Annotated in this window: 15 protein-coding genes and 1 pseudogene; 7 read left to right on the forward strand and 9 right to left on the reverse strand. The window is 64.4% G+C overall.

Annotated features, from left to right (window positions below):
- The first annotated feature begins 57 nt into the window (after positions 1 to 57).
- Positions 58 to 1,866 (forward strand): DUF885 domain-containing protein, encoded by a 1,809-nt coding sequence (locus tag BJD12_RS04905; RefSeq protein ID WP_005994690.1) that lies wholly within the window; start codon positions 58 to 60, stop codon positions 1,864 to 1,866.
- A gap of 299 nt (positions 1,867 to 2,165) precedes the next feature.
- Here the strand turns inward: BJD12_RS04905 and BJD12_RS04910 are convergent, their stop codons facing one another.
- From BJD12_RS04910 to rraA, 5 genes are all read right to left on the reverse strand, one after another.
- Positions 2,166 to 3,998, reverse strand: a complete 1,833-nt coding sequence (locus tag BJD12_RS04910) for an ABC transporter ATP-binding protein (RefSeq protein WP_005994688.1) — start codon at positions 3,996 to 3,998, stop codon at positions 2,166 to 2,168.
- Between the two features lie 104 nt (positions 3,999 to 4,102).
- Positions 4,103 to 4,699, reverse strand: coding sequence for a plasmid pRiA4b ORF-3 family protein (locus BJD12_RS04915; protein WP_039423656.1), 597 nt, complete (start codon positions 4,697 to 4,699; stop codon positions 4,103 to 4,105).
- A gap of 282 nt (positions 4,700 to 4,981) precedes the next feature.
- The gene (locus BJD12_RS04920) at positions 4,982 to 6,247 is read right to left on the reverse strand and encodes a cation:proton antiporter (protein ID WP_039423676.1); all 1,266 of its coding nucleotides are present in this window, start codon (positions 6,245 to 6,247) and stop codon (positions 4,982 to 4,984) included.
- Positions 6,248 to 6,442: 195 nt separating this feature from the next.
- Positions 6,443 to 8,038, reverse strand: coding sequence for a serine hydrolase (locus tag BJD12_RS04925; protein ID WP_139052602.1), 1,596 nt, complete (start codon positions 8,036 to 8,038; stop codon positions 6,443 to 6,445).
- Positions 8,039 to 8,079: 41 nt separating this feature from the next.
- Positions 8,080 to 8,574, reverse strand: coding sequence for a ribonuclease E activity regulator RraA (gene rraA / locus BJD12_RS04930; protein WP_005994680.1), 495 nt, complete (start codon positions 8,572 to 8,574; stop codon positions 8,080 to 8,082).
- Between the two features lie 366 nt (positions 8,575 to 8,940).
- On the opposite strand from rraA, the gene BJD12_RS04935 reads away from it, so the two are divergent.
- From BJD12_RS04935 to BJD12_RS04945, 3 genes are all read left to right on the forward strand, one after another.
- Entirely contained in the window at positions 8,941 to 10,812 is a 1,872-nt protein-coding gene (locus tag BJD12_RS04935; RefSeq protein ID WP_229003496.1) for an asparagine synthase-related protein, read from the forward strand.
- A gap of 290 nt (positions 10,813 to 11,102) precedes the next feature.
- Positions 11,103 to 11,936 (forward strand): DUF72 domain-containing protein, encoded by an 834-nt coding sequence (locus BJD12_RS04940; RefSeq protein WP_005994675.1) that lies wholly within the window; start codon positions 11,103 to 11,105, stop codon positions 11,934 to 11,936.
- Positions 11,937 to 12,185: 249 nt separating this feature from the next.
- Entirely contained in the window at positions 12,186 to 13,133 is a 948-nt protein-coding gene (locus tag BJD12_RS04945) for a DMT family transporter (RefSeq protein WP_005994672.1), read from the forward strand.
- A gap of 153 nt (positions 13,134 to 13,286) precedes the next feature.
- Here BJD12_RS04945 and BJD12_RS04950 read toward each other — a convergent pair whose 3' ends face one another.
- The 4 genes from BJD12_RS04950 to BJD12_RS04965 form a co-directional block, all read right to left on the reverse strand.
- The gene (locus BJD12_RS04950) at positions 13,287 to 14,396 is read right to left on the reverse strand and encodes a GGDEF domain-containing protein (protein WP_425480530.1); all 1,110 of its coding nucleotides are present in this window, start codon (positions 14,394 to 14,396) and stop codon (positions 13,287 to 13,289) included.
- An 80-nt stretch (positions 14,397 to 14,476) separates the two neighbouring features.
- Positions 14,477 to 15,199 (reverse strand): pseudouridine synthase, encoded by a 723-nt coding sequence (locus BJD12_RS04955; protein WP_005994668.1) that lies wholly within the window; start codon positions 15,197 to 15,199, stop codon positions 14,477 to 14,479.
- An 80-nt stretch (positions 15,200 to 15,279) separates the two neighbouring features.
- The gene (locus tag BJD12_RS04960; protein WP_039423662.1) at positions 15,280 to 17,685 is read right to left on the reverse strand and encodes a putative bifunctional diguanylate cyclase/phosphodiesterase; all 2,406 of its coding nucleotides are present in this window, start codon (positions 17,683 to 17,685) and stop codon (positions 15,280 to 15,282) included.
- Positions 17,686 to 17,948: 263 nt separating this feature from the next.
- Positions 17,949 to 19,859, reverse strand: a complete 1,911-nt coding sequence (locus BJD12_RS04965; RefSeq protein ID WP_039423664.1) for a DEAD/DEAH box helicase — start codon at positions 19,857 to 19,859, stop codon at positions 17,949 to 17,951.
- Between the two features lie 164 nt (positions 19,860 to 20,023).
- On the opposite strand from BJD12_RS04965, the pseudogene BJD12_RS24095 reads away from it, so the two are divergent.
- From BJD12_RS24095 to BJD12_RS23715, 3 genes and pseudogenes are all read left to right on the forward strand, one after another.
- Positions 20,024 to 20,104 (forward strand): annotated as a pseudogene (locus tag BJD12_RS24095) (RNA polymerase subunit sigma-70); the annotation flags it as partial.
- 113 nt (positions 20,105 to 20,217) lie between these two features.
- The gene (locus tag BJD12_RS04970) at positions 20,218 to 20,460 is read left to right on the forward strand and encodes an RNA-binding S4 domain-containing protein (protein WP_005998288.1); all 243 of its coding nucleotides are present in this window, start codon (positions 20,218 to 20,220) and stop codon (positions 20,458 to 20,460) included.
- A complete protein-coding gene (locus tag BJD12_RS23715; RefSeq protein ID WP_005998291.1) occupies positions 20,457 to 20,777 on the forward strand; it encodes a hypothetical protein in 321 nt (106 codons plus the stop codon). Before BJD12_RS04970 ends, BJD12_RS23715 begins: the two co-directional genes overlap by 4 nt.
- Positions 20,778 to 20,944: the final 167 nt, after the last annotated feature.

Genomic DNA, 20,944 nt, shown 5'->3' on the forward strand with positions numbered 1-20,944 from the left:
GATGCGGACAACCGCACAGTTGCCTATGCTGGGCGATTGCCTCCACCAGGACCCACTATGCGTCAACGCCTGCTTGTCCTCGCCCTGATCGCCGGCTTGAGTGCCTGCCAGCAGCAGCCCGAATCGCCCCGTGCCGGCACCACCCCGCCCGCCGGTGCGCAGGATGCGCAGACCCCGGATGCACGTTTTGCCGCGCTGTCCAAGCAAGCCCTGGACACCTGGATGCAGCTGTCGCCGGTCACCGCCACCCAGACCGGCGATCACCGTTTTGATACGCAGATCGACGATCTCAGCACCGCCGGGCGCCAGCGCAGTCTGGATGCCGGCAAGAAGTTGCTGGCCGAGCTCGAGGCGATCGACGTTGCCAAACTGTCGCGCGAGAACCAGGTCGATGCGGCGATCTTGCGTAACCAGCTGCAGTCGGAAATCTGGAACACCGAAGTCCTGCAAAGCTGGGCCTGGGACCCGCAGGTCTATAACGGGCTGGCCGGCAGCGCCTTGTACGGCCTGATGGCGCGCGAGTTCGCGCCACTGTCCGAGCGCCTGGCCTCGGCCACCCAGCGCATGGAAAAGATCCCCAGCATCTTCGCCCAGGCGCGCGAGAACCTGGACCCGGCGCGCGTGCCCAAGATCCACGCCGAGACGGTGGCCAAGCAGAACAAGGGCATCCTGAGCATCGTCGACACCTTCATCGCGCCCAACATCAGCCAGCTCGGCCCGATCGAAGCAGCGCGCGCGCAGGCGGCCATCGACAACCTGCGCAAGGCCGTGACCGAACAGCAGACCTGGCTGGACACCGTGCTGGTACCCAATGCCAAGGGCGACTTCCGTGTCGGTGCGGACAAGTACGACCAGAAGCTGAAATTCGCGCTGCTGTCGTCGCTGTCGCGCGCCGAGATCAAACAGCGTGCGGAATCCGAGCTCAAACGCGTGCGTGGCGAGATGTACGGCATTGCGCGCACCGTGCTCAAGGACAAGCCGGGCGCACCGAAGCTGCCCGCCTCGCCAACCGACGATCAGCAACAGGCGGCAATCGAAGCGGCGCTGGAGCTGGCCTATGCCGACAAGCCCGCGCGCGACAAGGTGGTGGACGCCGCCAAGGCAGCGCTGGCGCAATCCACCGAATTCGTGCGCCAGAAGGATTTGATGACGCTTCCAGATTCGCCGGTGGACATCATCCTGATGCCGGAGTTCCAGCGTGGCGTGGCGGTGGCGTATTGCGATTCGCCAGGCCCGCTCGACAAGAATCTCAAAACCTTCTACGCGGTGTCGCCCATTCCCGACGACTGGAACGACAAACAGGTCGATTCGTTCCTGCGCGAATACAACACCCGCATGATCCACTTGCTCAGCATCCACGAGGGGACGCCGGGCCATTACCTGGAAGGCTGGCACTCGGCCAAGTTCCCCTCCACGCTACGTGCGGTGCTGCGCTCGGGCATGTTCGCCGAGGGCTGGGCGGTGTACACCGAACGCATGATGCAGGAACAGGGCTATCTGGATAACGACCCGCTGTTCCACCTGGTGCAGCTCAAGTTCTACCTGCGCACCATTGCCAACGCCATCCTCGATCAGGGTGTGCATGTGGACGGCTGGGATCGCGACAAGGCGATGCACCTGATGACGCACGACACCTTCCAGCAGGAGAGCGAAGCCTCGGGCAAGTGGGTGCGCGCGCAGCTGTCGTCGGCACAGCTGCCAACATATTTCGTCGGCGTGCAGGAACATCTGGATACGCGCAAGGCGGTGCAGGACAAGCTGGGCAAGGATTTCAACTTGAAGGCTTACCACGACAAGATGCTGTCGTACGGCGCCCCGCCGGTGCGCTTTGCACGCGAGCTGATGCTGGATCAGCCGATCGAGTGATTGATCGCGTGTCGCGCTGGAGAGGCGTGCGATAGCCATGCCTCTGGACGGCTGCCTCTCCCTTCTTCCATCGGGAGAAGGTGGCCCGCAGGGGCCGATGCGGGGCGCCGCGGAAAGGTGTCACCGCCTGCGACGTCAAACGTCGCCACACGCCGTCGGAGGTGGCACACCAAGGGCGCTCCGCTCCGTACCCTCACCCCTCTCCCACCGGGAGAGGGGCCAGCGGCGAAGGTTGTCACGATTCTCCAGTCGAGCTTCAAACCTGCAGCATCCAGCACCGCACTTACCTGCACTTCTTGTCACGCATCCGCCGCAACAAACCCGCCGGTCTGCCGCGCCCACAGGCGTGCGTACAGCCCTCCCTGCGCGATCAGCTGCGCATGCGTGCCGGTTTCGACGATGCGTCCACCGTCCATCACCACCAGGCGGTCCATGCGCGCAATGGTAGACAGCCGGTGCGCGATGGCGATGACGGTCTTGTTGCCCATCAATGCATCCAGGCTGTCCTGGATCGCCGCTTCCACTTCCGAATCCAGCGCCGAGGTGGCTTCATCCAGAATCAGGATCGGCGCGTCCTTCAAAAGCACGCGCGCAATGGCGATGCGCTGGCGCTGACCGCCGGAAAGTTTGACGCCGCGCTCGCCCACGTGTGCATCGAAGCCGTGGCGGCCTTCGCCATCGACCAATGCTTCGATAAAGCCCTCAGCGCGCGCCTTGCGTACGGCTTCCAGAATCTGCGCATCGCTGGCCTGCGGCCGGCCATACAGCAAATTGTCGCGGATCGAGCGATGCAGCAGCGAGGTGTCCTGCGTCACCAGGCCGATCTGCCCGCGCAGGCTTTCCTGCGTGACCTGCGCGATGTCTTGCCCGTCAATCAAAATACGCCCCTGCTCCAGGTCGTAGAGCCGCAGCAGCACGTTGACCAAGGTCGACTTGCCCGCGCCGGAAGGGCCCACCAAACCGATCTTTTCGCCCGCGCGCACCTGCAGATCCAGCCCGGCGATTACCCCGCCGCGCTTGCCGTAGTGAAAATGGACCTGGTCGAACTGCACATGCCCCTGGATGACCCGCAGCGGCACCGCATCCGGCGCGTCCTGCACGGTGAGCGGCTGGGCAATGGTCTGCATGCCGTCCTGCACGCTGCCGATGTCTTCGAAGATGCCGTTGACTGTCCACATGATCCAGCCGGACATGTTGTGGATGCGGATCACCAGACCGGTCGCCAGCGTGATCGCGCCCACGCTGATCTGCCCGCGATTCCACAGCCACAGCGACAACGCGCAGGTGCCGACGATCAGGAACCCGTTGGCAACCGCGATGGCGGTATCCATGGCAGTGGTCACGCGCGTCTGCCGGCGATGCTTGACCGCCAGCTCGTCGATTGCATTACGCACGTAGGCTTCTTCGCGGCCGGCGTGGGCGAACAATTTGAGCGTGGAAATATTGGTATAGCCATCGACGATGCGCCCGGTGGCCTTGGAGCGCGCGTCCGATGCGACCCAGGCACGCGCCTTCATGCGCGGCACGAAGAACGCCATCAACGCGACATACACCACCAACCAGAGCAGCAGCGGCACCATCAACCACGGGTCGGCCTGCGCAAACAGCCACAGGGCGCTGCCGGTATAGACCACGATGTACCAGAGCGCATCGACCATTTGCACGGCAGATTCGCGCAACGAGGTACCGGTCTGCATCACGCGGTTGGCGATGCGGCCAGCAAAATCATTGTTGAAAAAGCCCAAGCTCTGGCGCACCACGTAGTTGTGCATCAGCCAACGCGAGCGGTTGCTCAGGCCCGGCACGATGGCCTGATTGACCAGCAGGTTATGCAACCCGGTGAACAGGGGCCGCGCCACCAGGGTGATCGCCGCCATCCAGAGCAGCTCGCCAGCATGACGGCGAAAGAAGTCAGCACCAGGCCGCTCGGCCAGCATGTCCACGATGCGGCCGAGGAAGTCGAACATCGCCACTTCCACCAGCGCCAACAGCAGCCCGGCGACCAACGTGGCCAGCAGGATCGGCCATAACGGCCGCAGATAATGCAGATAAAATCGCCACACGCTGCGGGGCGGCATCTCCCGCTCGATGGGCGGGAAAATATCGATCAGGGACTCGAACCAGCGGAACATTGCATGTACTTCGCGAACACCGGGCGGTCAGGCTAGCCGATCAGGCGTCAAGCTGCAGTGCGCTGCTTCAGCACGCCATGACGCGGCTGTGTCAGAAGGCGAATTTATTCACGAACACGCGCAAGCAGCCGGTTGATCTCGACAAGATCAAAGTGACCCGGGTCGAAACGCCCACCGAGCGTGGCCAATTCCTGCACATGCTGCGGGTGATCCGGGTTGGCGATGATCTGCAGAAATTGCTGGTAGCCGTCGATCCCGCCACGGCTTTCCGGCGGGCAGGCATTGGCACCATCGATGCAGCGTGCCACGCGCAGCCCCGCATCCGGCGGCAGCACGGCCTGCACCTGCACCGTGTGCTGCCAGCCTGCGCCGGCCCCATAGAAATAGCCAAATGCATCGAGCTCACCCAGTGCGCTTTCCAGGGTGACCCGCGCGGCATGCTTGAGCCGCGAGCGATCCGGCACATCCAGCCCGGACTCGCCGTAGCGCCCGCCGCCAACATCGAACTCGTACGGGTGCACACCGCTCCAACCCATCACCGGCTGCAGTACGCGATGCAAGGTCGCCAACCGCACTGCGCCAGCCACCAATGCACAGCGCCATACCAGCGGCGCACTGCCCGTCAATGCGACGTGCAGCTGGTAAATCGGCACCGGGGGCTGCACTGCCTGCTGGGCGGCCTTCTTTTTTGCCTTGGTCATGACGACTCGATTGCGGAGATCCGATGCCAGTATGGCGTCGATGGCACGCACGCCTCAATGCATCTGCAGTACGACTGCAGGCAGAACGCGGCGGACATCGGCTCACCAGGCAGTGCGTTCATCTGAAGCGCACAGCGCATGACGCGTCGCGATCACCCGCCGCTGTGCAGGCTCCAACAGGCGACCTGCATGACGTATCACCGCCAACACGGACAATCGACAGACAACCGTGCATTGCCGCCAGCGATGCAGCTACGTCGCCACGCACGCAGTGGCAAACGTTCAGCGCTGCTGCAGACTCGGCACCGCATCGCTCACGTGGGCATGGCGACGCATGATCCAGTTGAACAGCGGTGTGGCCATCAGCGTAGACAGGATCGCCATCAGCACCAGCACCGAGAACAGGCCCTGTTCGATCACCCCGGCCTGCAAGCCGATGTTGATGATGATCAGCTCCATGAGCCCACGGGCGTTCATTAGCGAGCCGATCGCCAGCGCGTCGCGGTTGTTTTCGCCGGTGGCGCGCGCCGCAGCCCAGCAGGCCACGCCCTTGCCGATGAACGATGCCGCCAGGATGGCCACGCCGGCCAGCATGATCTGCGGCTGCAGCAACACGCTGAGCTGGGTTTTGAGCCCCGAATAGGTGAAGAACAACGGCAGCAGCAGCACCACCACAAACGGCTGCATCATCTCGCGCAGCTTCTCGGTCAATGCACCCTTGGGCAGGCACACGCCCAGCAGGAAACCGCCGAACACGGCGTGGATACCGATCGCATCCATCGCCCAGGCGCTGAGGCAGAACACCATCAGCACGATCGCCAGCACGCTGTTGCTGAGCGGCTGGTCCGGCACCACGTAATCTGCCAGGCGACGCAGCAGATGGCGGCCGACGAACAGCATGAACAGCGCATAGGCGACGCCACCACCAATGGCCAGGTATGCACTGCCCCAGCTGCCGCCGAAGCTCGCCAGCACCACCGCCAGGATGCACCACGCCGCTGCATCGTCGAACGCGCCGGCGGTCAGTGCCAGCGTACCCAACGGGCTATTGGTCAGGCCGCGCTCGTGGATGATGCGCGCCAGCATCGGAAATGCGGTGATCGCAATGGCCGCGCCCAGGAACAGCGACGCCTCCATGAGCTTGGCCTTTTCCGAGAACAGGCCGTCCACGGTGAGCAGCCATGGGCACATCGCAAATGCCAGCGCAAACGGCACTGCGATGCCGGCCAGCGACACGCTCATCGCACTGCGATAGCGCGCACGGAAGTGATCGCCGCGGAAGTCGGTACCGACCAAGAACATGTACAGGCCCACGCCGAATTGCGCGAACACGTACAGCACGTCCATGGTCTGCTTGGGGAACAATGCTGCCTGCACGCCCGGTGCCAGCAGACCGAATAACGACGGCCCCAGCATGACGCCGGCGATCATTTCGCCCACCACCTGCGGCTGCCCAAGGCGCTTGGCCAGCATGCCGACCAACCGACAGACCAGCAGGATCGCTGCGGCCTGCAGAAAAAAATACACCGACATCTGCGGAGTGGTCATGCGTGCGGGGACATCCTTGAGAAGTGCGCGGATCATAGCGAGCCGCGCCTTCGGAAGGTAGCCGCCGTGCGGGCGAGCGCGGCTGTTGCGGCATCGGCAGGAACATTCAGCCGCTCTGGATAGACACGCCCGCCTCGTTGAGTGCCGGGTGGCGCGCAGCGCAGCAGACGCGTCGCGGCCGCCGTCGGACGCCTGTCATTGCGAAGCGGCAGATGCCGCCGGAACCGGCGTCAACAGCAGATCCTGGAAATCGAAACTGAAATCGGTCAGTGGTGAGATCGCCTCCATGCGCATCTCGCGCACTTCGCCATCGGGCGTCAGCGCGAAATTGACGAAGGCATCGGCATTCAAGGAGCGATCGTCCCAGCGCACGATGAAACTGTCGTGCTGCCAGTGCTCCAGCGTGCCCACCAATTGGGCCGTCTTGGAAAACTGCAGCCGCAGGCGCTTGCCGTCCTGGCGAATCACCACATCGCCATACCATGGGTCGCGATAGGTGGCGGCATAACTACGCAGCGGCAACGAGGGCGTCGAGCCTGCTACGCGTGCGTCCTGGTGCTTCTTCCAGCTGGTGTCGGCATCGCTGTCGGCCTTGGCCACCAACTTGGCGTAGGCAGCGGTCCAGTCGGTCGGCGGCACCTGCAAGAACGCATCCAGCACCTGGAAGGTCACCGCGCTGAACGCCGCGCCTACTTCCTGGTTGGTCAACACCACCACGCCCAGTTTCTGATCCGGCAGCAGCGTCAAACGCGAGACCATGCCGGGCCAGCCACCGGTGTGCCACACCATGCGATGGCCGCGGTAATCGCTCAGGCTCCAGCCCTCGCCGTAACCGGCGAAGTTTGGCCGCGCTGCGGCAAGTTCTGGCACCGGGGCCTCTCCGACCATGATCGGCGTGATCATCGACCACATTTCCTCCTGGCGCTTGGCGCTGAATAACCGCGTGCCATCGGGCAACATGCCGCCAGCCAACTGCACCTTCATCCATAGCGCCATGTCGTGCGCACTGGAATAGATGCCGCCGGCCCCGGAGTTGTTGGACCAGGTCAATGGCGCGACCGTGCGCAAGTCGGTGAAGTCGTACTTGGCATGTCCTACTGCGGCGTTATCGCCGGGCTGCAGATGGTCGGCGTTGAAACGCGTGCCGCGCATGCCAATCGGGCCGAAGAGACGTTGTTGCAAGAATGCCGCGTAGCTCTGCCCCGACACTTGCTCGATCACTTTCTGGGCAACCGCGTAAAGGATGTTGTCGTACGCGTAGCGGTCGCGAAATCCGCCCTTCAGCGGCACCTTGGCCAGCCGTTGCACCACTTCTTCGGTGGTATAGCTGGTGGTCGGCCAGAACAACAGGTCGCCGGCGCCCAGGCTCAACCCGCTGCGGTGCGCGAGCAGATCGCGCACGCGCATCTCGCCGCTGACGTAGGGGTCGGACATCCGAAACCACGGCAGGTGGTCGATGACCTTGTCATCGAGCGACAGCTTGCCCTCGTCGGCCAGGATCGACAGCGATGCGGCGGTAAACGCCTTGGTGTTGGAGGCGATCGCAAACAGCGTGTCTGCCTGCACTGGCTCGGGTTTGCCGATCACGCGCACGCCGTAGCCGCGTTCCAGCACCACCTGACCATCCTTGACGATGGCAACTGCAATGCCGGGCACATCGAACTGCTTGCGCACGCGCTCCATCTGGGCATCGAACTGCTGCATGCCGGCCGGCAGCTCCGCCGCATGCGTCGTTGTCACCAGGGTTGACAGCATCAGCACGCCTCCCGTCAGCCATCCGTTCAAGGTCACTCCCAGATCTTCTTGTTATCGGTCAGATCGGTTGTTGTCGATCAGATTGCGCCACCGGCACTGTCCAGCGGCAGCGGCGTCACCAATACGCCATTGGTATCGGCGTACAGCCAATGACCGGGTACGAACGGGACACCGGCAAAGTTCACCGGCACATCCACATCGCCCAGATCGCGTCGTTCGGTGCGTCGCGGGCAGGCGGCCAATGCCAGCACGCCCAGCGGCAGCGTCGCCAGGATCTCGACATCGCGTACGCAGCCATGAATGAGCACGCCGGCCCAACCATTGGCCACCGCCTGCGACGCGATCTGGTCGCCCAGCAGCGCATGCTTCAGCGAGCCCTGGCCGTCCACCACCAGCACCCGCCCAGCGCCCGGCGTGGACGCCAGCTCACGCACGCGCGAGTTGTCTTCAAAGCAGCGCACTGTCGCAATCGAACCGCAGAACACTGTGCGCCCGCCAAAGTGGCGGAATAACGGCTCGGCAACGATCACCTCGGGAAAGCGGTCACACAGATCGGGCGTGGTCCAGGTCATCGGTGCAGTCTCGAGCGGCTGAGCAGGCATGGTAGCCGGCCCCGGCGGCGTATGGGTGGCCTGCGCATTGGTCGACAGACACATGACGTCTGGCAGCCACCGCCATTCACACGCCGCCGCAGCTACCCATGACGGCAGTTCTCCATCATTCCTCGATCATTTCTCGTCGGAACATGAACACCGCAAACCAAGGATGCGCAGCACGCGCGGCGGGTGACGGCGGCGGCCACGTCGGCCACTCACCTAAGCCAGCACGCGCATTCATGGTCAATGGTGGTGGCATAGATGTCGGGTATTTCAGGAATGTGGTCCGGTTCAACTGTCGGCGACGACGACAGTCTTCGCAGGCATGGCCATCGCATGGTGATGGCACTCAGACATCGCGGACACAACGCATGCGTTGCCACCGTCGCCAGCCAGGCAGTGATGCTGGCCGCCAGCGGCGAAGCGCCTGGAATCGGCGCGCGTCTCGGTGTTTCGCCCGATGGTCGCTACCTGGTCGCACTGGCCGGCCAGGTGCATACCCCCCCGTTGTTTCGCTTGCAAGGTGTCACGACAGGCGACCACACCGCCAGCGAGCTCGCGCAACGGATCCAGGCGTTGGGGCTGCAACGCACGCTCGAATGCATGGACGGTGGTTTTTGCATCGCCGTGCTGGATCGTCGCCTGCAGACCTTGTCCCTGGCGCGCGACCGCATGGGGCGCACCAGTCTTTACTACGGCTGGACTGCGCAGGGCTTTGCCTTTGCGTCCGAACTCAAAGCCATCGCATCACTGCCGGACTTCGGCAACCAGGTCGATCGCAATACGCTCACGCTCCTGCTGCGCTTTGGCTATATCCCCGCACCGTTCTGCATTTACCAGGGGATATTCAAATTGGCCGCCGGCGCAGTGCAGGTGTTTGGCTTGGCGGACGTGGAACGAGGCGCGGCCGGCCATGTTCCGAACGAGCGCGTGCGGTACTGGGATGCCAAGCGAACAGTCGAGGCGTTGATTACGCAACGACCGGCAATCGGCGAGACGCTGGCCATCGCAAGGTTGCAACACGCGCTTGATGGCGCCGTCGAACGCAGTGCAGCCAATACCGCGGGCGCCTTGCTTTCCGGTGGAACCGATTCAAGCCTGATTGCCGCACTGCTGCAGTCGCAGCGCGCAACGCCTGTCGACACACTCACGATCGGATTCGAAGATGCCGATCACGACGAAATGGACTGGGCCGGCAAGGTCGCCGATTACCTCGGCACCCGTCATACGGCGCACCGAATCAGCGACCAACAGGCGCTGGGATTACTACCTGGCGCTGCGGATACGTTCTGCGAGCCATTCGCCGATTCGTCGCAGATTCCCATGCTGCTGGCTGCCAGTTACGCGCGCACCCGCATGACCCATGCCCTGACCGGCGATGGCGGCGACGAATTGTTCTTCGGCCACGCCGCTTACGCGCGTGCAATTCGCAACGGTCGATTGACCGCACTGTTCCCGGAATGCCTGCGCGGCCGGTTGCAGCGGCAAGGCACGTATGCCTGCGAATCGGCACGTCTGGGCGGCTGGCGCGCAGTCCTGGGCGAAACAGCAAGCCGCTCGGTCGAAGACAGCTATCTACTCCGCGTATCGCGCTGGCGTCATCCGGCTGCCGTGCTGCGCGGCGCAAGCGAATATCCCACGCTCTACGATACCCCGACGGATCAACTCAGTGTAGGCGCGCCAGGTGAGCGCGTGTTGTTTCTGGATGTTGCGATGGAGCTGAGAGAAGGCCTGATGACCAAGGTCGATCGTGCCTGCATGGCGCACGGTTTGACGCCTGCTTCGCCGTTTCTTGATGCGGACGTGTTTCGACTGGCCTGGCAGCTTCCACTCGAGCTCAAGACTGCCGGCGGCGAACAGAAATACATCCTCAAACGTCTGCTGGAACGCTACTTGCCGCGCGAGCTGATCTATCGTCCCAAACGCGGTTTCGGTGCCCCGGTCGGGCGCTGGTTGCAAGGCCCGCTACGTGACTGGGCCGAGGCGTTATTACTCCCGACCCAGCTGGAACAACGCGGTATTTTCGAACCTGCGATCGTCAGCCAGATGTGGAGTGCGTTTATCGGTGGTCAACGCAAGTGGCATACGCATCTGTGGCCAATTCTCATGTTTCAAGCCTGGCAGCAACGCTTGTGTGCGACAAGTCGCACAGACCTCGACGCGCCCTGCGCTACTGGGCAGACCAGCTACCTCAGCATTGCCGCGCTACCGTGACGGTGGTCGCGCGCCCGCCTGGAAGTAGGTGCGAGAGAGCGGTGCACCTGCGTGGAGAGGTGTTGAAAGCCTAGGTCGCGCACCCGCAAATGATCGGCCGCTGCCGAGCCGACGGCAATACCGCGTGTTCACCCCAAGAGGCAAGCGCAACCATTGGCCGAGCGTCAGCCGTGCCGCAGTTGTCACATTGCCATCAACAAGCCGTGCGCAAGGCTATGATCTTCTTCGGCTAGAAATCAGATGGAGAACCGCAGCCATGATCTACTTCGCTATGCCCGCGTGTGCCGGCAATGACTGATCTGTTTGCGGATGCGCCACCGGCCCTGGACGGTGTCCACGTCGGCATCGGCGGTTGGGTGTATGCGCCGTGGCGCGCGGGCATGTTCTATCCCGAAGGCATGGTGCAGCGGCGCGAGCTGGAATACGCCAGCCGCCATGTCACCGCCATCGAGATCAACGGTACCTATTACGGGACGCAGAAGCCGGCAACTTACGCCAAATGGCGCGATGAGGTTCCGCCCGGGTTCGTGTTCTCCGCCAAGGCGCCGCGGCGCATTACCCAGTCACGCATATTGGCCGGCACAAAGGCGCAGGTAGAGGATTTCGTCGGCGGCATTGTCGAGCTCGGTGACACCCTGGGCCCGCTGGTGTGGCAATTCGAGCAGGGGCATCGGCTGCAGGCCGATGACCTGGATGCCTTTTTGAGCTTGCTGCCCAAACAGGCAGGCAAGCGCCGCCTGCGGCATGTACTCGAAATCCGAGACCATGCGGCGGTGGATGCGTCGCTGCTCGCGCTGGTGCGCCGCCACGGTGTGGCCACCGTGTTCACCGATTCGGACGAGCATCCCTCCTTTGCCGACCTCTCCACCGACTTCGTCTATGCGCGTCTGATGCGTAGCCAGGCACGTCTGCATGCCGGTTATCCGGCGCCGGCATTGAAACAGTGGGCCGAGCGGATCCACGCGTGGCGACGCGGCGAAGACCCGGCCGATCTGCCGCATGTCGACGCCACGTCACCGGCGGCCCGCACGCCGCGCGAGGTGTTCGTGTTTTTCATCAGTTCGGCGAAGGAACGCAATCCGGCTGCAGCGATGGCGCTGTTGAAACAGCTCTCTACTGGATGACCTGTTGCTGGCAGCGGCGCCCCCGCTGGCCAGCATATGGGGCGACGTGTTGAAGCAGCCAACACAGCCACTGCGCTCACCGCCAGGCGGGTGCGGCCGGCACCTGGTGCGGAGCGTGTGCCATGCGTCAATTCCGTCTCTGGGCGCGCCGACTGCGCCCACCTGGCGGCTGTTCGCGAGGGTGTGTTAGCTGCTCCAACAAGGCACATTGCAGGGCGCCGATCGTTGGCTTTTCGGCGACAATAGGGCATGCCCACGACCGACCTGCGCAAGGCGCAACTGCAAATTCATTTCTGCGTGCTGCTTTGGGGCATCACCGCGATCCTGGGCAAGTTGATCACGCTGCAGGCACTGCCGCTGGTGTGGTGGCGCATGCTGATCGTGGTGGTCGCCTTGGCCTTGTGGCCGCGGGTATGGCGTGGCTTGCGCGGCCTGTCCGCACGGGTGGTGCTGGGCTATTGCGGCATCGGCGCGTTGGTAGCGCTGCACTGGTTGACCTTCTACGGCGCGATCAAGCTGGCCAACGCGTCGGTGGCGGCGACTTGCATCGCCTTGGCGCCGGTGTTCACCGCCGTGATCGAGCCTTGGGTGACGCAGCGGCCGTTCCGCCCGCGTGAGCTGTTGTTCGGCCTTGCTGTGTTGCCAGGGGTGGCGCTGGTGGTCGGCGGGGTGCCCGACGGCATGCGTGCCGGCGTGGTGGTCGGCGCGATTTCGGCCGTGTTCGTCGGGTTGTTTGGCTCTCTCAACAAACGCATGGTGGCGCATGCCGACCCGCTCACCGTCACTGCCCTGGAACTGGGCGCCGGCACGCTGACCTTGACCGTGCTGGCACCGGCCATGCCGCTGTTGCTGCCTTCGCTGCATGGCAAGTTGCTGACACTTCCCAGCCTGCACGATGGCGTGTTGCTGCTCGCGCTATCGCTGGCCTGCACCCTGCTGCCCTTTGCGCTGGCGCTGGTCGCGCTGCGTCATCTCAGCGCCTACTCTGTGCAGCTGGTGACCAATCTGGAGCCGGTCTACGCCATCGTGCTGGCCATCGCACTGCTGGGCGAGCAGCGCGAACTCACCCTGCAGTTCTATCTCGGCGTGGCCATCATTCTCGGCGCGGTCTTTCTGCATCCGGTGCTGGAACGCCGGCGCAAGGTGGTGCACCCGGAACTGCTGGGCACGGCCGAAGCCAAGAACATCGTCGACTGAGAGCGGCACCACAACCATTGCGCTCACCGTCACGCAGGCAAGGTCGGTGCTCGGGCTCACAATGGACCAGCCGTAAGCTTCGGTCCGAGCGTGCCGTCCAACCCTACGCAACGCCTGCCCGCACCTGGCGTTCGCAGGCAACAACACCCACACCTACTCCAGCGCAACCACCTGATCGCGGCCGCCGCGCTTGGCGGCATACAGGGCCTGGTCGGCACGCTTGATCACCGCTTCCACGCTTTCGTGTGGATACAACATGGCCACGCCGATGCTCACCGTCACCGGCAGCGCAATCGACATCGTCGCCACGCTCTGGCGCAGATATTCGCACTGCACCCTCGCCTGCTGCAGGTCCACGTTGGGAAGCAGCAGCACGAACTCTTCGCCGCCGTAACGCGCGATGGTGCCGGCACCGGCCACATGCGCACGCAATAGCGCGGACAGCTCACGCAGCACCAAGTCGCCTTGGTCGTGTCCATGCACGTCGTTGACCACCTTGAAGTGGTCTACGTCCAGCAGCGCTACCGACAGCGGCTGGCTAGCAATGTGCGTCTGCTGCGTCGCTGCAGCCAGTGCCGCAGTGAAAGCGCGGCGATTGGGCAGGCCGGTCAGCGGGTCGGTACGCGTCTGCTCGACCAGATCGGCGTTGACCGCTTCCATTGCCGCGTAATACTGCGCCATCTGCTGCTCGTACCATTCGCGCTCGCGCAGCTGGCGACGCAGCTGCTTGCCGGCCAGACGCAGCTCCAGCAGATGCGAGGCCTGTCGCGACAACGCCTGCAGGGCTGCGCGTTGGTCGTTGCGCAGCTGCGCCGGCGCCTGGTCGAAGACGCAGAGCGAACCCAGCGGCATGCCTTCGCTGGTCACCAACGGTGCGCCGGCATAAAAGCGCACGGCGCCTTCACCGGTGACCATCGGGTTGTCGAAAAAGCGCGGGTCCAACAAGGTGTCTTCGACGGTCATCACCTCGTCAGGGCGCAAGATGGCATGCGCGCAGAAAGAGAGATCGCGCGACGCTTCGCTGCGCGGAACTCCGTGGGCTGCCTTGAACCATTGCCGGTGTTCGTCCACCAGCACCACGGCCGCCATCTGCGTCTCGCACACGGTAGACGCTACCAGGGTGAGATCGTCGAAGGCGCGCTCGGGCGGCGAGTCCAGCAACTCGTATTGGCGCAGGGCGATCAGCCGCTCGGCTTCGTTTCCTGGCAATTGCGGTTTGATCACGCGCCCAGCCCCCTGCTGAATCGTTATCGTCGGCGGTATGCCAAAACCCCTTGGAGCGTGCCATCCGCACAAGCGGCCACTGGCCGTCTGCGCATCCGCCACTTGATCCACCGGCCGGTTTACCAGTCGGTACGCTGCGGCAGCAAGCCGTGCAATTCTGCATCGCTCAGGTTGCGCCATTGCCCCGGCTTGAGTGCGGCAAGCTTGATGTTGTCGATCCGTACCCGCCGCAGTTGCGTCACCCGGTAATCGAATTCGGCGGCCATCAGGCGGATTTGCCGGTTCAAGCCCTGCTCCAGCACGATGCGAAAGCCGAACTTGGCAATACGCGCGGTGCGGCACGGCAAGGTGGTCTCGTTGTGGATGCGCACACCACGTGCCATGCCACGCAAGAATTCGTCGGTCACCGCCTTGTTGACCGCCACCAGATACTCTTTTTGATGGCGATTTTCAGCGCGAAGGATCTCATTGACGATGTTGCCGTTGCTGGTCATCAGGATCAGCCCTTCGGACTCCTTGTCCAGGCGGCCGATCGGGAAGATGCGCTGCTCATGGCCGACGAATTCGACGATATTGCCCTTGACCGAACTCTCGGTGGTGCAGGTGATGCCCACCGGCTTGTTGAGCGCGATGTAGACATGTTTGCGCCCCCCGGGCTTCTTGGCCTCGCGCGCGCGTAGCGGCTGGCCATCCACCAGCACGGTGTCTTCCTCGCCAACCACCGCGCCGGTGCCGGCGACCACGCCGTTGACGGTGACGCGGCGTTCGCCGATCAGGCGGTCGGCCTCGCGGCGCGAGCAGAAGCCGGTATCGGCGATATGTTTGTTGAGTCGGATTGTCATCGCTGGATTATCGGCGATTTGCAGCCGGCAACGCACTCTTGCACCGTCACCATCTGGCGCGCGGAGGGCTGCCGGCCAGCCTAGCCGGTCACCGCCAGCAGTAGCTGTGGCATGACCAGCTCTTCCAGCGGGCACGGGCGGTGCAGGCTGAAGCCTTGCACCTGGCCCACGCCGGCATCGCGCAGGCCGGGGATATCCGCCTCCGACTCCACCCCTTCGGCAACCACTTCGATGCCCAAGGCCAGGCCGACCTGGGCAATGGAATGCACCGCGGCGCGGTCCACCGCGTCGTGCGCGTAATTGCGCACAAAGCCGCAATCGATCTTCAACACATCGACAGTGAATTGCTTGAGGTAACCGAACGAGGCCAGGCCGCTGCCGAAGTCGTCCAGCGCCACATGGCAGCCACGCGCGCGCACGCTCTGCACGAAGCGCTGCGCATGCTCCAGGTCGCCGATGACGGCGGTCTCGGTGATTTCCATGCACAGCTTGGACACCAGCGTGGGGTAGCGCTCGAACAGGGCGCAGACGAAGTCGAGAAAATCCGGCTGCGCGATCGATTGCGCGGACAGGTTGACGTGGCACAGGTCCAGGGTCGCCACATGCATCGGGTTGTCGGCCAGCTGCGCGCACAAGGTTTCAAGCACATAGGCGTCGACCATGCGCCCGAGACCGTAACGTTCCACCGCGGGCAGGAATTCGCCGGGGCTCAGCACGCGTCCATCGCGCGCGCGCATGCGCACCAGCACCTCGTACTGCAGCCGTCCGGGGTCGCTCAGCACCTGGATCTTCTGTGCGTACAGCAGCAGCCGCTGTTCGGCGATGGCCTGCTGCACGGCGCTGATCCAGCCGCCGTCATGCCGACGCCGCGCCAATGCCAGATCGTTCTCGCCAAAGCACCGTATCCGGTTGCGCCCTTCTTCCTTGGCTGCGTAACAGGCCAGATCTGCCGCGGTCATCAAGGCATTGAGATCGCTGGCACCTTGGCGGATTTCCACCACGCCAAAGCTGCAACTCGGTGTCAGCGGCCGGCCGCCCTGATGGCTCCACGGCTGCCCGAGCACGCCATGCATGCGTTCCAGCAATGCCTGCGCCTGCGCCAGATCGGTGTTGGCCAACAGGATCGCGAATTCGTCGCCACCCAGCCGCCCCAGCCAGTCGCCCGGACGCAGCTGCATGGTGATGACGTCGGCGAAGTGGCACAGGAACTTGTCGCCAACCGCATGACCGAAGGTGTCGTTGACCAGCTTGAAGTGATCCAGATCGACGAAGCACAACGCATGGCAGAGCTGCGGCGATTGCGGCGGCTCGATCAGATGCAGCAGGCGACGCTCGATCTCGCGCCGGTTGATCAGGCCGGTCAAGGCGTCGTGGCGCGCATGGAAGGCGACTTCATCGGCCAGTTCGTGCGCGTGCGAAACATCTTCGATCACCGCCAGCACCAGGGTGGGTTCTTCCGGGCCAGGCTCCACCAGCGAGGCGCTCCAGCGGCCCCACATCACCCCGCCATCGGCACGCAGAAAGCGCAACTCGCCGGACTGCATCAGCCGCGGCCAGTCGATCATGCCGCGGCTGTCCAGCACGATGTCATCCGGGTGCATCACCTCGGCCAGCGTGCAGGCCTGCAGCTCTTCCGGACGGCAGCGCAGGATGTTGGCCATCGAGACATTGGCATCCAGCACGTGGCCGCTCAGATCGAACTTGACCATGCCCAACGCTGCCTGCTGAAACGCGGTGCGAAAGCGCCATTCGTGCGAAAGCAGATAGTCGCGTATGCGGCGCATCGCCAGCACGCAGGTGACCAGCACCAACAACAAGGTCGCCAGGCTGCAGACCACCATCAGGTCGTGCAGCAGCCGTGCGCAGAGGATCAGCTGCGCCTGGAATTGCGCCGCATCATGGCGCATGCGGCCATCGAGGAGATGCAGTTCGTCGCGCAGGGTCTGCAGCGCGCGGGCATCCGGTCTGCTCGCGGCTTGCACGGAGGCAGCACGGTCGGCCAGTGCACTCAGCTTCAGCAGGTCGGCATCGGTGTGCTTCCACATCGTGATGGCATCGCCCAGATACGGAAAAACCTGCCCGTAGCGGTACAACCGCACCATTTGTGGCATGTCCTCGCGGGCATTGCGCCCTGCCGCGAGCCCGGCATACACCGCCGCCCAGGCAATCACCGGCTGTTCGACCGCCTCACGGGCCGCGCGATCGCCGAGGGGCACCTCCAATGCACGACAGGCGGCCTGCAGATCGGTCGGGTCGCCGCTCGCCAGGTAGCGCTCCAGCCAGTACACCGACTCCTGCTGGGCATTGGACCAATGGCCCTGCCCAACGATCCAGGCGGTGGCGCCGGACTGGATTTCGATCGCCAGAGCAGACAGCACGGCCATGCCGACAGCCACGGCCATCAGCAGCGCCAAGGGGAGCGTCAGCCAACCGCGCACCATGTGCATGGTCTGGCCACTGCGTGTGCTGCGTGCTGCCTGCGCCATTGCCATCCTCATCCAACCGCCGCCCAATGCGAGTCAGGCGCCCAGTGGGCGCCTGAAGGCAGTAGCGGCCGTCATGGCCGAGTCTGTATGGCGGCGTCCGTCTGCCGGACAGCCGGTGGAAAACGTCAGCCTGGCTGACCATTATCCGGTTGTGCGCCCGGTCGGAACACGCCGAGTTGCATCAAAGCTATGTCCTAAAAGGAATAGCGGCGCTGGTACCGGCTGCGCATGCGCTTCGCTGCGCAACCGATTGTCAGCGTGACTTACTCGCCGCGCGGCTTGGGCGGACCCTTGCGATGCGGCGCGCCGGCGCGATCCATCGGGCGCCCCGGGCCGTTCGGGCGACCGGACGGCTTGCCACCGCGTGGAAAGCGCGGCTTGGACGGCGACGCTGCGGCCTCGCCCTCTTCCAGCTTGCGCATGTTGAGCTGCTGGCCGGACACCCAGACCTTCTTCAGGTGCGTCAGCAGCTCGCGCGGCATGTCTGCCGGCAGATCCAGAATCGAGTAATCGTCCTGGATGTCGATCCGGCCGATGTAGCGGCTTTCCAGGCCTGCCTCGTTGGCGATGGCACCGACGATGTTGGCCGGCTTCACGCCGTGGGTGTGGCCCACTTCGATGCGGTAGCTCTCCATGCCGAACTCCGGCTCGCCGCGCGGCGCAGGCGGATCGCGACGCGGACGCTCGCCGCCGGCATCGTCGCCACGCGGCGGACGCGGTGCGCGCTCGCCGTCAGCGCGCGGGCCGCGTTCGAACTTGGGCTCGAAACGCGGGCGCTCGCCACGGTCGCCGCGGTCGGCACGCTCGTTGCGCTGCGGGGTGAACTCCTCACGCGCGCCACGTACCGGCGGGGTCAGCAGGAACGGGGCATCGCCCTGCAGCAACTTGGCCATTGCTGCGGCGATATCGATCGCCGGCACGTTGTTTTCTGCCTCGTAGCGTTGCAGCAGATCGCGATACATATCGATCTGGCCGCCGGCCAGGGTTTCGGTGATACGGGTCATGAAGCGCGCCACGCGGGTGTCGTTGACCGCATCCACGCTCGGCAGCTGCATTTCTTCAATCGGCTGACGGGTCGCGCGCTCGATCGAGCGCAGCATGCCCTTCTCGCGCGGGGTGACGAACAGGATGGCGTCGCCATTGCGGCCGGCACGGCCGGTACGGCCGATGCGGTGCACATAGCTTTCGGTGTCGTACGGAATGTCGTAATTGAGCACGTGGCTGACGCGCTCCACGTCCAGGCCGCGGGCGGCCACGTCGGTGGCGACCAGGATGTCCAGCTTGCCGTCCTTGAGCTGGGCGATGGTCTTCTCACGCGCCGCCTGCTGCATGTCGCCGTTGATGGCCGCCGCGGCCAGGCCACGGGCCTGCAGCTTCTGCGCCAGCTCTTCGGTCCCGGCCTTGGTGCGCGCGAAGATGATCATGCCGTCGAACGGCTCGACCTCGAGGATGCGGGTCAGCGCGTCCAGTTTGTGCAGCCCGCTCACCCACCAGTAGCGCTGGCGGATGTTGGCCGAGGTGGTGGTCTTGGCCGCGATGGTGACCTCGGCCGGGTCCTTCAGATAGGTCTGCGCGATGCGACGGATCGCCGGCGGCATGGTCGCCGAGAACAACGCCACCTGGCGCTTTTCCGGCAGCTTCTTGAGCACGGCTTCGACATCGTCGATGAAGCCCATGCGCAGCATTTCGTCGGCTTCGTCCAGCACCAGCGTCTTGAGCTGGGACAGATCCAGGGTGCCGCGGTCCAGGTGATCGATCACCCGGCCCGGGGTGCCGACCACCACGTGCACGCCGCGCTTGAGCGCGCTTAGCTGCTGGGCGTAGGGCTGGCCGCCGTAAACCGGCAGCACACGGAAGCCAGGGATGGCTTCGGCATATTTCTGGAAGGCCTCGGCGACCTGGATGGCCAGCTCGCGGGTCGGGGCCAGCACCAGTGCCTGCGGCTTGAGCTGATTCAGATCGGCGTTGGACAGCACCGGCAGCGCGAACGCGGCGGTCTTGCCGGTGCCGGTCTGCGCCTGGCCGAGGACATCGCGCCCGGCAAGCAGCGCGGGAATGGTGGCAGCCTGGATCGGCGACGGCGACTCGTAGCCAACGTTGGCAACGGCTTTCATCACAGCGTCCGAGAGGCCGAGGTCTGCAAACAGCAGCGGCGCGGAAGATTCTTGGGTCATGGGTAACTCCGGAGGCGCCGCACGGAGCCGGCAGGCGCAAAGCAGCATAGTGTGCGCCCTTACCCCCCTTCGTGTCGAAGGGTCGTGACGTTTTGTTCAGGTTGTGAGGATTCGCCCGCTCGTGCGAATCATCCTGACATGCCTTCCTGCCCGGCACCGGAGCAATGCCACTGGACACAAACCTGCAAACCTGCGTCAGCGCCCTGCTCCAACAGCACCGGGGCATCGTGCTGAAGGTGGCCGCCTGCTGACGCCGCGAGCGGCATGACGGCGGAGGCGGCAGCGATCGCGTGCATGCGCATGTGGTGCGGGCATCGACTCCGGGCGGATAATCGATTTCTTTTTGACCGAGCGCAGCATGCAACTCCTGGAATTCGACCTGGACGGCGAGTACATCGAACTCAACCAGTTGCTCAAGCTGGCCGGCATCGCCGATAGCGGCGGCCAGGGCAAGGCCATCGTCGCCAGCGGTGCGGTCAGCGTCGATGGTGTGCAGGAGCTGCGCAAGACCGCCAAGATCCGCCCCGGTCAGCTCGTGCAACTGGATGAGGTGGAGATTCGCGTCATGGCCATGGACCCCGACGCCGAGCCTGGCGAATGAGCGTGATCGAGATCGGTCAGCGCAATATCGCGCCGTCGTCCGAAGATCCGAAGCACGACGTGTATGTCTTTTCGATCGAACTCGGCGCGGCGCGCCCGTTCTGGCTGGAGCAATCCATCCATGGCGGCCATGCCGAACGTGGCGGTTGCATCATGCTGGCGCTGCACGAGTTGGACGGCTGGCGGGGCGACTGGCGCCTGCATCTGACCCATGCCGGGTGTGCCTGGGCGATTCCCTTGCTGGAAGAAGCCATGCACCGCGACGATGCGCAGGCGGCGATCGATGCGATCCTTGCGCGGGTAAACGCGCCTAGTTGATTGCAGCACACCTGATTGTGGCGGGCTGAGGCGCACGCTCGCACGCTGGCCGCACAGGCAACCCCGAACCGTCGCACCCGCGTCTACTTGCGCGTGTATGCAAACCATCGCAAAGCACCCTTGGCGAGGATCGGAACAGCGCAGTGCTGCATAGACCATGGCCACTG

The organism is Xanthomonas vesicatoria ATCC 35937 (assembly GCF_001908725.1).
GTDB classification, from domain to species: Bacteria; Pseudomonadota; Gammaproteobacteria; order Xanthomonadales; family Xanthomonadaceae; genus Xanthomonas; species Xanthomonas vesicatoria.